Source organism: Cupriavidus sp. H18C2, from assembly GCF_049393795.1.
Classification (GTDB): Bacteria; Pseudomonadota; Gammaproteobacteria; order Burkholderiales; family Burkholderiaceae; genus Cupriavidus; species Cupriavidus pauculus_C.
In genome coordinates, this window is sequence record NZ_CP186010.1 from 2,061,023 (window position 1) to 2,074,342 (window position 13,320).

10 protein-coding genes are annotated in these 13,320 nt (G+C 66.2%); all 10 read right to left on the reverse strand.

Annotated elements, in window-relative coordinates:
- Positions 1–25: 25 nt before the first annotated feature.
- Entirely contained in the window at positions 26–943 is a 918-nt protein-coding gene (ccoP, locus tag EPAKOI_RS09355; RefSeq protein WP_124684034.1) for a cytochrome-c oxidase, cbb3-type subunit III, read from the reverse strand.
- A 5-nt stretch (positions 944–948) separates the two neighbouring features.
- Positions 949–1,107, reverse strand: a complete 159-nt coding sequence (locus EPAKOI_RS09360; protein WP_124684033.1) for a cbb3-type cytochrome oxidase subunit 3 — start codon at positions 1,105–1,107, stop codon at positions 949–951.
- 4 nt (positions 1,108–1,111) lie between these two features.
- Positions 1,112–1,807, reverse strand: coding sequence for a cytochrome-c oxidase, cbb3-type subunit II (gene ccoO / locus EPAKOI_RS09365; protein ID WP_423192069.1), 696 nt, complete (start codon positions 1,805–1,807; stop codon positions 1,112–1,114).
- A 19-nt stretch (positions 1,808–1,826) separates the two neighbouring features.
- Positions 1,827–3,275, reverse strand: coding sequence for a cytochrome-c oxidase, cbb3-type subunit I (gene ccoN, locus EPAKOI_RS09370; protein ID WP_423192070.1), 1,449 nt, complete (start codon positions 3,273–3,275; stop codon positions 1,827–1,829).
- A 160-nt stretch (positions 3,276–3,435) separates the two neighbouring features.
- Positions 3,436–3,603, reverse strand: a complete 168-nt coding sequence (ccoS, locus tag EPAKOI_RS09375) for a cbb3-type cytochrome oxidase assembly protein CcoS (protein WP_124684030.1) — start codon at positions 3,601–3,603, stop codon at positions 3,436–3,438.
- Complete coding sequence (locus tag EPAKOI_RS09380) at positions 3,604–6,162, reverse strand: heavy metal translocating P-type ATPase (protein ID WP_423192071.1); 2,559 nt, start codon at positions 6,160–6,162, stop codon at positions 3,604–3,606.
- A 150-nt stretch (positions 6,163–6,312) separates the two neighbouring features.
- Positions 6,313–7,410 (reverse strand): cell division protein ZapE, encoded by a 1,098-nt coding sequence (zapE, locus tag EPAKOI_RS09385; RefSeq protein WP_423192072.1) that lies wholly within the window; start codon positions 7,408–7,410, stop codon positions 6,313–6,315.
- Between the two features lie 96 nt (positions 7,411–7,506).
- Positions 7,507–8,931 (reverse strand): dihydrolipoyl dehydrogenase, encoded by a 1,425-nt coding sequence (lpdA, locus tag EPAKOI_RS09390; protein ID WP_423192073.1) that lies wholly within the window; start codon positions 8,929–8,931, stop codon positions 7,507–7,509.
- A 147-nt stretch (positions 8,932–9,078) separates the two neighbouring features.
- The gene (gene odhB, locus EPAKOI_RS09395) at positions 9,079–10,344 is read right to left on the reverse strand and encodes a 2-oxoglutarate dehydrogenase complex dihydrolipoyllysine-residue succinyltransferase (RefSeq protein ID WP_313840007.1); all 1,266 of its coding nucleotides are present in this window, start codon (positions 10,342–10,344) and stop codon (positions 9,079–9,081) included.
- 96 nt (positions 10,345–10,440) lie between these two features.
- Positions 10,441–13,293, reverse strand: coding sequence for a 2-oxoglutarate dehydrogenase E1 component (locus EPAKOI_RS09400; RefSeq protein ID WP_423192074.1), 2,853 nt, complete (start codon positions 13,291–13,293; stop codon positions 10,441–10,443).
- Between the last annotated feature and the right edge of the window lie 27 nt (positions 13,294–13,320).

Genomic DNA, 13,320 nt, shown 5'->3' on the forward strand with positions numbered 1-13,320 from the left:
CGGCGGGCCTCCGGGGAGCGGTTTGTCATTGTCCTGCCGGTGCTGCCGAATTCGACAGGCCCCAGACATAGGCCGTCAGCATGCGGATGCGTTCGGGCGTCAGGATTTCCTCGTGGGCCGGCATATGGCCGTTGTGGCCCTTGAGAATGGCATCGACGATCGCGCCTTCCGAACTGCCGTACAGCCACACCTTGTCCGACAGATTGGGTGCGCCCAGGGCCTGGTTGCCCTTGCCGCTCCCGCCATGGCAGGCCACGCAGGTCGACTTGAACGTGCTCTCGCCGCGCGAGGCCCGGATCGGGTCGTACGTCAGCCCCGACAGCGACCGCACGTACTGCGCGGTATCGCCGGCCTGCTTGCCATCGATGGCGCCGGCAAACGGCGGCATCACGCCATTGCGGCCCTTGGCGATCGTCTGCTGGATCGTCTCGGGCTCGCCGCCATAGAGCCAGTCGTCATCGGTCAGGTTCGGAAAGCCCCGGCTGCCGCGCGCGTCCGAGCCATGGCACTGCGCGCAATAGTTCAGGAACAGCCGCTGGCCGATTTCCCGCGCATCGGGGTCCGCCGCCACCTGCTTGACGTCCATCTTCAGGTACTTGGCGTAGATCTCGTTCTGCATCTTCTCGGCGGCCTGCCGGTGCGCGGCAAGCTCGTCCTGCGACGAGAACTTGAGTACGCCCGCGTACGAGCCGAGCCCCGGATACAGGATCAGGTAGCCCAGGCTGAAGATGCAGGCCAGCAGGAACATCCACATCCACCAGCGCGGCAGCGGGTTGTTCAGCTCGCGCAGGTCGTTGTCCCAGACGTGGCCGGTATCGTCGGTCGTGCTAACGCCCTTGGGCATCTTGCGCTGCGAGAACAGCAGCCACACGCACCAGGCGATACCGATCAGCGCAATGGCCGCGATGTAGTAACTCCAGAAATCGGAAATGAAATCGCTCATGGTGACTAGGTCCGGCTTGTAGGGTTGTTCTCATCGGGCAAGGCGAACGGCAGCATCGCCGATTCGTCGTTGGCCGCCCGGCGGCCAGCCGACCACGCCCACCAGCAGATGCCCAGGAACGTCAGCATCGACAGCACGGTGGCAATTGCGGTAACGATCACCATGGCATTACTCCTTGGCTGGCGCGGCGGCTTCGGCCGCCGGCTCAGCCGTGGCGGGCGCGGGCGCCGTGTCCAGCCGGACATTGCGGCGATTCAGGCCGAGGCCCTGCAGGTACGCGACCATGGCGTCCTCCTCGGTCTTGCCGGCAAGCTCCTCCGGAGCGCCGGCAATCTCGGCATCGGTATAGGGCACGCCCAGGCGCTGCAGCGCCTTCATGCGCGCCTGGATCGAATCGGTTGCCAGCGGCGTCTTTTCCAGCCACGGGTAGGACGGCATGACCGATTCCGGCACCACGTCACGCGGGCTGCGCAGGTGGATGCGCTGCCAGTCGTCCGAATAGCGCCCGCCCACCCGTGCCAGGTCGGGGCCGGTCCGCTTGGAGCCCCACAGGAACGGGTGGTCGTACACCGATTCGCCGGCCGTCGAGAAGTGGCCGTACCGCTCCGTTTCGGCCTGCAGCGTGCGCACCTGCTGCGAGTGGCAGCCCACGCAGCCTTCGCGGATATAGATGTCGCGCCCCATCAGTCGCAGCGGCGAGTATGGCGTAATGCCCTGGTCGGGCTGGGTCGTGGAGTGCTGGAAGAACAGCGGCACGATCTGCACCAGGCCGGCAATGCTGACCACGATGATCGTGGCGACGATCAGCCAGCCGACGTTCTTCTCCAGCGTCTCGTGCCTGAAGAAACCTTGATTCTGAGACATTGTTTGCGTCCTCGGCGTGTCAGTGGGCGGAAGCCGGCAGGCTGGCCGGGATCGGCGCATCCACGGACGGCTTGCCGGCGATGGTGCGGAACACGTTGTAGGCCATGATGAACATGCCACCCAGGAAGCACAGGCCGCCCAGCAGTCGGATCAGGTAGAACGGATACTTGGCCTTCACGGCTTCCACGAACGCATAGGTCAGCGTGCCGTCCGGCTGCGTAGCGCGCCACATCAGCCCTTCCATCACGCCGGCAATCCACATCGACGCGATGTAGAGCACCACGCCGATCGTCGCCACCCAGAAGTGCAGCTCGATCAGGCGGGTGCTGTACATCTGCTTTTCGCCGAACAGGCGCGGGATCAGGTAGTACAGCGAGCCGATCGAGATCATCGCGACCCAGCCCAGCGCGCCCGAGTGGACGTGGCCGATCGTCCAGTCCGTGTAGTGCGACAGCGCATTCACGGTCTTGATCGACATCATCGAGCCTTCGAATGTCGCCATGCCGTAGAACGACAGCGCCACCACCAGGAACTTGAGAATCGGATCGGTGCGCAGCTTGTGCCAGGCGCCGGACATCGTCATGATCCCGTTGATCATCCCGCCCCACGACGGCGCGAGCAGGATCAGCGAGAACACCATGCCGAGCGACTGTGCCCAGTCGGGCAGCGCTGTGTACTGCAGGTGGTGCGGACCCGCCCACATGTAGGTGAAGTTCAGCGCCCAGAAGTGGACGATCGACAGGCGGTAGGAGTAGATCGGGCGCTCGGCCTGCTTCGGGATGAAGTAGTACATCATCCCCAGGAAGCTCGTGGTCAGGAAGAAGCCCACCGCGTTATGGCCATACCACCACTGGATCATCGCGTCCTGCACGCCCGCGTAGGCCGAGTAGGACTTCCACAGCGACGCCGGCATCTCGATGTTGTTGACGATATGCAGGATGGCGATGGTGAGGATGTACGCGCCGAAGAACCAGTTGGCCACGTAGATGTGGCGGGTCTTGCGCTTGACAATCGTCCCGAAAAAGACGATGGCGTAGGCCACCCAGACCAGCGTGATCAGGATGTCGATCGGCCATTCCAGCTCCGCATACTCCTTGGAGGTGGTGATGCCGAGCGGCAGCGTGATCGCGGCGGCCACGATGACGATCTGCCAGCCCCAGAACGTGAAGGCGGCCAGTGGCCCGCAGAACAGGCGCGCCTGGCAGGTGCGCTGCACCACGTAGTACGACGTGGCAAACAGCGCGCTGCCGCCAAAGGCGAAGATCACCGCGTTGGTATGCAGCGGTCGCAGGCGGCCGAACGACAGCCACGGCGTATTGAAATTCAGTTCCGGCCAGATCAGTTGCGCCGCAAGCAGAACGCCTACGGCCATGCCGACGATACCCCAGACAACGGTCATGACGGCAAACTGCCGCACGACGCCGTAATTGAAGGTGTCGGCGCGTGGAGACGCGGTGGTGACAGCCATTCAGACCCCCAAGCTAAGTAAGAATAAACCTATTGACTGTGTGACTTTAGAAAAACGCGACCGCTGCCGCGTTGATCTCAATCAAGTCACCTGTACCGGATGCGAACTGTTTGCGTGACGTCATGTCAGTCGTGCCACGACTGCAACAGGGCCGCGTCCGTCAATGCCTGCGCTCCGGCTCCTGCGGCTTGTCGTTGTCGAGCAGAATGGCTTCGCCGGGCCGGTCCAGGTCGTCGTACTGGCCGGCATGCAGCGCCCACCAGAGCGCCCCGGCGATCAGCACGACGAGAATCAGGCTCATCGGCACCAGCAGATACAGGGTTTCCATTCAGCGCCCCTCCCCGGCCGGCACGCCCTTGACGCGCAGCAGCCGCCATGCATTGGCCACCACGAGCAGCGACGACACCGACATGCCGATGCCGGCCATCCACGCCGTGACGTGGCCCGTGGCCGCCAGCGGGATGGCGATGACGTTGTAGGCGAACGCCCAGCCCAGGTTCTGCCGCACCACCCGGCGGGTCCGGCGTGCCGCGACGATGGCGGTGGCGACTTCCGCCACGCCGCCATGGGTCAGCACCGCATCGGCGCCGGCCTGCGCCAGGGGCGCCCCGCTGCCGATGGCAATCGATACCTGGGCCTGGGCCAGCACGGGGGCGTCATTGATGCCGTCGCCGACGGCCAGCACGACCGCACCGCCCTGCTGCAGCACAGCCACGTATTCCCGCTTGCCTTCGGGCGTCACCGCGCCCGCCGCGGTCGCCATGCCGAGCCGGTCGGCCCACCAGCGCACGGCCGCAACGCCGTCGCCGGAAACCAGATGGGTACGCACGCCAAGATGCGACAGGCGCTGCAGCAAGGCGCGCGTCTGTGTCCGTTCGACATCGGCCAGCTGGAAGACCGCGAGGAAGGCGTCGGCATCGCCGAGCCAGACTTCCGTGGCGCCGGGATGACGGTCATGAACGGTGGCGTCGGGCGGCGTCTGCGTGGCCAGCGCCGCGACGAATTCACGGCGGCCAAGTCGTACGTGGCGCCCGTCGACCCGTGCCTCCAGGCCCTGGCCGGGCACGTTGCGGAGGTCGGCGACATGCGGTAGTACCTCCGTCTCGCCCGCCGCTTCGACAAACGCCCTGGCGATGGGATGCTCGCCGCCCCGCTCCATGGCCGCGGCAATGCGGCGGCAGGTATTGGCGTCCGCCGTGCCCAGGATTTGCGTGTCGACCAGCGCAAAGCGCCCCTCGGTCAGCGTGCCGGTCTTGTCGAGCACCACGTCCGTGACGCGCGACAACGTTTCCAGCGCGTGCGCGCGCGTCAGCAGCACGCCTCGGCGCGACAGCGCGGCGCCGGCCGCGGCCAGCGCCGCCGGCGTCGCCAGCGACAACGCGCACGGACAGCTCACCACCAGCACCGCCACCGTCACGAGCAGCGCGCGCGACGGGTCGATCCAGAGCGCCCACACCACCCCGGTCACGACCGCCATCACGAGCAGCGTGCCGACAAACCACCCGGCCACGCGATCGGCCAATTGGGCCAGCCGGGGCTTCTCGGCCAGCGCGCGGTCGAGCACGGCCACGATTTCCGCCAGCCGCGTCTGCGCGCCGACGCGGTCCACCCGTACTTCCAGCGGGCTGGCCGTATTGAAGCAGCCGGCCAGCACGATATCGCCCATGGCGCGCTTCACCGGCAGCGCCTCGCCGGTCAGCATCGATTCGTCGAGTTCGCTCGCGCCGGCCAGCACCACCCCGTCGGCGGGTACGATGTCGCCGGCCTTGACGCGGATCCGGTCGCCCGGCTGGAGCCGCGCCACCGGGATGCGCTCGCCCGCGGCGCCCGCTCGGGCCAGCCGCTCGCAGGTGGCCGGCAGCTGCCGCGCCAGCATTTCGGCGCCGCTGCGCGACGCCTGGCGGACGCGCAATTCGAGGTAGCGCGCCAGCAGCAGGAATGCGACGAACATCGTCACCGAATCGAAATAGACCTCGCCAATGCCGCGCACCGTCGCCACGGCGCTGGCCACGAAGCCCGCCGCGACGCCGATGGCCACCGGCACGTCCATGCCCATGTGGCGCTGGCGGATGGACCGCCACGCGCCGGCGAAGATCGGCCACGCCGAATAGAGCACCACCGGGAAGGTCAGCGCCAGGCTGGCCCAGCGCATGAGCTGGAGCTGCCCGGGATCGATCGTGGCCTCATGGGTGTAGAGCGGCCACGCGTACATCATCACCTGCATCATGCCGAGCATGGCCACCGCCATGCGCATGAGCAGGCTGCGCCGTTCGCGGCGGTCCTGCCGGTCGGTCCGCGACACCTCGAACGGCCAGGCCGCGTAGCCGATGTCGGCCAGGCTCGCCAGCAGGTCCGCCACGCCCTGCGCGGCGGCGCGCCAGCGCACCACCACCCGCCGCGTCGCCACGTTCGCCACGACCGATTCCACGCCGTCCAGCTGTGCCAGATGCTGCTCGATCAGCCATGCGCAGGCTGCGCAGCGGATGTTTTCGGGCGCCAGCGTCACCTCGGCCCGGCCGTCGGCCAGCTCTCGCACGAACTGGCGGCGCAGCTCGGGGGTGTCGTAGGCGGCCCAGACCGGCTCGGCTTCGCGCCGCGCCTCGGCGTCGATCGGGCGCGCAAACCGCGTGACATCGCCGTACAGGTGGCCAAAACCGGCCGCGTGCAGCGTCCGGGCCAGCGTCTGGCAGCCACCGCAGCAGAACTGGCGCGACTGGCCGTCAATCTCGGCGACGAGCGGCTGCGCGCGGTCTAGCGGCTGGCCGCAATGGAAGCAATCGGTGGTGGATTCGGATGGAGACGACGATGCCTGCCCAGGGATGCGGGCGGCGGGGGGTACGGCGGAAGCCAGGGGTGGCGCGAGGGGGGCGGCAGGTAGGGACGACATGGCGCGCTTTTATTACCCAGTGGATACTAGGTATCTCGCGCACCCTCCGCCTTGATGCAAATCAAACCCCGGGGAACGAAGTCAGATACGTCCCGCGCAGGTCTTCCGGAAACAACAGTCGACCGGGCCCGCCCCCGGCCCGCCCGCCGTTCAGGTCAGCGACGTGTCCATCACGCGCCGCTCGGACTCCAGGTACTCGCGCGACTGCATCTCGATGATCCGCGACACGGTCCGGTGGAATTCGTTGGCCATCTGGCCTTCGGTGTACAGCTCGTCGGCCGGCACCTCGGCCGATATCAGCAGCTTGACCTTGTGGTCGTAGAACACGTCGATCAGCCACGTGAAGCGCCGCGCTTCCGACGACATGCGCGGGGTCATCCTGGGCACATCCGACAGGATCACCGTGTGGAACTGCGAGGCGATCTCCAGATAGTCGTTCTGCGAGCGCGGACCGCCGCACAGCGTGGCGAAGTCGAACCAGACCACGCCGTTGGCCTTGCGCAGCGCCTTGATCTCGCGGTGTTCGATATGGAGGATCGGCGATTCGTCCGCGGTGCCGGCAATCGACGTAAACGCGTCGCGCAGTGCCGCGCTGGCCTCGCGGCCCAGCGGCGTGTGGTACGCCTGCACCTGCTCCAGCGCGCGCTTGCGGTAGTCGATGCCCGCGTCCACGTTCAGCACGTCGAGCTTGGTCTGCAGCAGCGCGATGGCCGGCAGCACGCGGTCGCGGTGCAGGCCGTCCGGGTACAGCAGGTCGGGACGATAGTTGGACGTCATCACGAACTGCACGCCGTTGTCGAACAACTGCTGCAGCAGGCGGTGCAGGATCATCGCGTCGGCCACGTCGCTGACGTGGAATTCGTCGAAGCAGATCAGCCGGAACCGCCGCGCGATGCGCCTGGCCAGCTCGTCGAGCGGGTCGGGACGGCCGCGCAGCTCTTCGAGCTCGCGGTGCACCTCACGCATGAATTCGTGGAAATGGAGCCGCGTCTTGCGCACCACGGGCACGCACGAGTAGAAGCTGTCCATCAGGAACGACTTGCCGCGCCCTACCCCGCCCCACATGTACACACCCTTGGGCACGTCGGGATGCACCAGCAGCTTCTTCAGCGCGTTGTTGCGGCGGCTCTTGTACGCCACCCACTCGTCATAGCATTGCTGCAGCCGCGCCACGGCGCGCAGTTGCGCCTCGTCTGACTGATAGCCGCGCTGCTTGAGTTCGTGCTCGTAAAACTCGTTGACGTTCATCTTGGGGGCCTGGCGGAAATACGGTGCTGCAAGCGAAAACGGCGCGCCGCGGATATTCGCGGCGCGCCGGTGCTCACCCGAGGGTGAACAGGGGCATTACATGTTCAACTGGCGCTTGTCGACGGCCAGCGCCGCTTCGCGCATGACTTCCGACATCGACGGGTGCGGGTGGCAGACCCGGCCGATATCCTCGCTGGCGGCCTTGAACTCCATCGCCACCACGGCTTCGGCGATCAGGTCCGACGCGTTGGCGGCCACGATGTGCACGCCCAGGATCTCGTCGGTCTTGGCGTCGGCCAGCATCTTCACGAAGCCGTCGGCGGCGCCCATGCCCAGCGCACGGCCGTTGGCCATGAACGGGAACTGGCCCGACTTGTACGCGCGGCCTTCGGCCTTGAGCTGCTGCTCGGTCTTGCCGACCCAGGCGATTTCCGGGAACGTGTAGATGACCCACGGCACCGTGTTGAAGTCGATGTGCGGCTTCTGGCCGACGATGCGCTCGGCCACGGCCACGCCTTCGTCCTCGGCCTTGTGCGCCAGCATCGGGCCACGCACCACGTCGCCGATGGCCCAGATGCCCGGCACCTTGGTCTGGCAGTGGTCGTCCACCTCGATGAAACCGCGCTGGTCCACGCCCAGGCCCACGGCTTCCAGGTTCAGGTTGTCGGTGTTCGGCACGCGGCCCACCGACACGATCAGGCGATCGACTTCCAGCGTCTGGTCCTTGCCGTCCTTGTCCGTGTAGGCCACGGTGACGCTGTCCTTGCCGGTCTTGACTTCGTTGACCTTCACGCCCAGGTTGAACTTCAGGCCCTGCTTGGTCAGCAGCTTCTGGGCTTCCTTGGCCACGCCCTCGTCGGCGGCGCCCAGGAAGGCGGGCAGCGCTTCCAGCACGGTCACGTCGGCACCCAGGCGGCGCCACACCGAACCCAGCTCCAGGCCGATCACGCCAGCACCGATCACGCCCAGCTTCTTGGGCACGGTGTCGTACTTCAGCGCGCCTTCGTTGTCGCTGATCAGCTTGTTGTCGACCGGGATGCCCGGCAGGTGGCGGGCCTTCGAGCCGGTGGCGATGATGACCTGCTTGGCGGTCAGCGTCTCGCCGTTGACTTCCACCTGGAAGCCCTCGGCCGCCTTGCCGGCGAACTTGCCGTAGCCCTTGAACAGCGTGATCTTGTTCTTGCGGAACAGGAACTCGATGCCCTTGGTCATCTTGCCGACGATGTCGTCCTTGCGCTTCAGCATCTTGGCCACGTCGACCTTGACGTCGCCCACGGTGATGCCGTGGTCGGCCAGATGGTGCGTGGCGTTCTCGAACTCTTCCGAGGAAGCCAGCAGTGCCTTGGACGGGATGCAGCCCACGTTCAGGCAGGTGCCGCCCAGGCGGGCCTCGCCCTTCGGGTCGTCATAGGCGTTGCCTTCCAGGCAGGCCACGTTCAGGCCAAGCTGGGCTGCACGGATGGCGGCGATGTAGCCGCCGGGGCCGGCGCCGATCACCAGCACGTCGAATTGTTTGCTCATGGGAAATTTCTCTTTGGCACGTCATGCCCGCCACGTGGCGGGGCATCCGGCGGCATCGGCAGGCGATGCGCTCGCCGGGTCCCCGCGCCGGGACGCGGGGGCGACGACAAACGGAAGACGGAGTGTCTGTCTGGGAACGCGGACCGATTACAGGTCCAGCAGCAGGCGGGCCGGATCTTCCAGCGCTTCCTTCATCGCCACCAGGCCCAGCACGGCTTCGCGGCCGTCGATGATCCGGTGGTCGTAGGACATGGCCAGGTAGTTCATCGGACGGATCACGATCTGGCCGTCTTCCACCACGGCGCGGTCCTTCGTGGCGTGCACGCCCAGGATGGCCGACTGCGGCGGGTTGATGATCGGCGTCGACAGCATCGAACCGAACGTACCGCCGTTCGAGATCGAGAACGTGCCGCCGGTCAGGTCGTCCAGCGACAGCTTGCCGTCACGGGCCTTGGCACCGAACTCGGCAATCTTCTTCTCGATGTCGGCCAGGCTCATCTGGTCGGCGTTGCGCAGGATCGGCACCACCAGGCCACGCGGCGAGCCCACCGCGATACCGATGTCGAAGTAGCCGTGGTAGACGATGTCGTTGCCGTCGACCGAAGCGTTGATGATCGGGTACTTCTTCAGCGCGTGCACGGCCGCCTTGACGAAGAACGACATGAAGCCCAGCTTCACGCCGTGTTCCTTCTCGAAGCGGTCCTTGTACTTGTTGCGCAGATCCATCACCGGCTTCATGTTCACTTCGTTGAACGTGGTCAGGATGGCGTTGGTCGACTGCGATTGCACCAGGCGCTCGGCGATACGGGCGCGCAGGCGGCTCATCGGCACGCGCTCTTCCGGGCGGTCGCCCAGCGCGGCGAAGTCCACCTGGGCCGACACCTGCGGCAGCGCGGCCTTGGCGGCGGCCGGAGCCGGGGCAGCCTTGGCAGCCGGGGCCGGCGCCGAACCGGCGGCCAGCACGTCACCCTTGGTGATGCGGCCGTCCTTGCCGGTGCCGGTCACTTGCGATGCCGACAGCCCGCCTTCGGCCATCAGCTTGGCAGCCGACGGCATGGCAACGGCGCCAGCAGCGGGTGCGGCGGCCGGAGCCGGTGCAGCGGCGGCCGGAGCGGGCGCGGCGGCAGCGGGTGCCGGGGCGGCAGCAGCCGGGGCGGCGGCGCCAGCGGTGGCTTCCGTGTCGATCTTGGCGATGACTTCATCGGCCACGACGGTGTCGCCGTCGTTCTTGATGATTTGCGACAGCACGCCAGCCGACGGAGCCGGCACTTCCAGCACAACCTTGTCCGTTTCGATCTCGATCAGGATTTCGTCCTGAGCGACGGCTTCGCCCGGCTTCTTCTTCCAGTTCAGCATGGTCGCTTCGGCGACCGACTCAGACAGTTGCGGAACCTTGACGTCAACAATAGCCATGGTTTGTAAGATCCTCGATGTATGCGTATGTGTTTCGTTGCAGGCAGGCCATCCCACGGCGCGCATCCCTGTGCGCTGCCGTGGGGGGCCAACGAATTACTTGGTCAGAACAAAGCCCTTGAGCTTGGAGAACGCGGCTTCCAGCAGCGCCTTCTGTTGCTCGTTGTGCTTTGCGTAGTAGCCCACCGCCGGCGAAGCCGAGGCGGGACGACCGGCATAACCGAGCTTCTGGCCTTCCGTCATGTTTTCCATGATGTAGTGCTGGACGAAGAACCAGGCGCCCTGGTTCTGCGGCTCGTCCTGGCACCATACGATTTCGGTCGCGGCCGGGTACTTCTTGAGTTCGGCGGCCACGGCCTTGTGCGGGAACGGGTAGAGCTGTTCCAGGCGGATGATCGCGGTGTCGTTCGCCTCGCGTTCCTTGCGGGTGTTGACCAGGTCGTAGTAGACCTTGCCCGAGCACATGATCACGCGCTTGACCTTGCTGGCGTTCAGTTCCTCGTGGTCGGGGATCACGGTCTCGAAATGGCCCTTGGCCAGGTCGGACAGCGGCGACACGGCGTCCTTGTTACGCAGCAGCGACTTCGGCGTCATGATGACCAGCGGCTTGCGGAACAGACGGATCATCTGGCGGCGCAGCAGGTGGAAGATCTGGGCCGGCGTGGTCGGCTGCACCACTTGCATGTTGTGGTCGGCGCAGAGCTGCAGGAACCGCTCGATACGGGCCGAGCTGTGTTCCGGACCCTGGCCTTCGTAGCCGTGCGGCAGCATCATCGTCAGGCCCGAGGCGCGGCCCCACTTGACTTCACCCGACGAGATGAACTGGTCGATCACCACCTGGGCGCCGTTGACGAAGTCGCCGAACTGGGCTTCCCAGATCACAAGCGCGTTCGGTTCGGCGGTCGAGTAGCCGTATTCGAAGCCGAGCACGGCTTCTTCGGACAGCACCGAGTCGATCACCGTGAACGGAGCCTGGTTGTCCGACACGTTCTGCAGCGGCACATACGAGCCGGCATCCCAGCGCTCGCGGGCCTGGTCGTGCAGCACGGCGTGGCGGTGCGTGAACGTGCCGCGGCCGGCGTCCTGGCCGGTGATGCGCACCGGGTAGCCCGAGGCCACCAGCGACGCGAAGGCCAGGTGCTCGCCCATGCCCCAGTCGAGCATCTGCTCGCCACGGCCCATGTTGGCGCGGTCCTTGATGACCTTCTCGACCAGCGGGTGCAGCTTGACGTGTTCCGGGATCGTCGTGATCCGCTCGGCCAGGCGCTTCAGCTCCGTGACGAGCACGGCGGTGTCGGCGGCATCGGTCCACTTGCGGTTCAGGAACGGCATCCAGTCCACCGCGAACTTGTTCTTGAAGTTCGACAGGACGGGGTCCACGGTGTGCTTGCCGGCGTCCATGGCGGCACGGTAGCCCTTGACCAGCTCGTCGCCGAACTCGGCGGGGGTCAGGCTCTGCGCCACCAGCTTGTCCGCGTACAGCTTGCGGGTGCCCGGATGCTGGCCGATCTTCTTGTACATCAGCGGCTGCGTCACGGCAGGCGTGTCCTGCTCGTTGTGGCCCAGCTTGCGGAAGCAGATGATGTCGACCACGACGTCCTTGTTGAATTCCATGCGGAAGTCAACGGCCAGCTGCATGGCGTACACCACGGCTTCGGGGTCGTCGCCGTTCACGTGCAGCACCGGGGCCTCGATCATCTTGACCACGTCCGTGCAATACAGCGTCGAGCGGGCGTCGCGCGGGTCCGACGTGGTGAAGCCGATCTGGTTGTTGATGACGATGTGCATCGTGCCGCCCGTGCCGTAGCCACGGGTCTGCGCGAGGTTCAGCGTTTCCATCACCACGCCCTGGCCGGCAAAGGCGGCGTCGCCGTGCACCTGCACCGGCAGCACTTCCTTGTGGCCGGCGTCGCCACGGCGTTCCTGGCGCGCCTTCGACGAGCCTTCCACCACCGGGTTGACGATTTCCAGGTGCGACGGGTTGAACGCGAGCGACAGGTGGACCGGGCCGCCCTCGGTCGAGACATCGCTCGAGAAGCCCTTGTGGTACTTCACGTCACCGGCCGGCAGGTCGTCGACGTGCTTGCCTTCGAACTCGGCGAACAGGTCCGCCGGCATCTTGCCCAGCGTGTTGACCAGCACGTTCAGGCGGCCGCGGTGGGCCATGCCGATCACGATTTCCTGCACGCCCTTGCTGCCGGCGTGCTGGATCAGTTCGTCCATGGCGGCGATGAAGCTTTCGCCGCCTTCCAGCGAGAAGCGCTTCTGGCCGACATACTTGGTGTGGAGGAAGCGCTCCAGTCCCTCGGCCGCGGTCAGGCGGTCCAGGATGTGCTTCTTCTTCTCCAGCGTGAACACGGGCTTGGAGCGCGTGGTTTCCAGGCGCTCCTGCCACCAGCGCTTCTGCGCCTGGTCGCTCACGTACATGAACTCGGCGCCGATGGTGCCGCAGTACGTCTCGCGGAGGTTGTTGAGCAGCTCGCGCAGGCTCATCGACTCCTTGCCGAAGTACGTGTTGCTGGCATTGAAGACGATGTCGAGGTCGGCCTCGGAGAAACCGTAGAACGCCGGATCCAGGTCAGGCAGGGGCGGACGCTCCTGGCGCTTGAGCGGATCGAGGTCGGCCCAGTGCGAACCGATGTTGCGGTAGGCGGCGATCAGCTGCGTGGCAGCGACGCGCTTGCGGCCCATGTCGGAATCGGCCGAGGCAACAATGGTCTTGATGGGGCCCTGCTTGGCGCGCTCGGCGAACGAGGCAACGATCGGTGCGTGGGGGATGTCGCGGGCGTTGGAACCATCCACAGCGGGGACATTCTGCATCGCGTCGAAGTACGCGCGCCAGTTGTCGGGAACCGAGCTGGGATTCTGGAGATAGGCCTCGTACAGCTCTTCCACATAGGGGGCGTTGCCGCCGAAGAGGTACGAATTGCTTTGGTACTGCTGCATCATGGGGCGCTCACTATTCTCCGGGTCTGC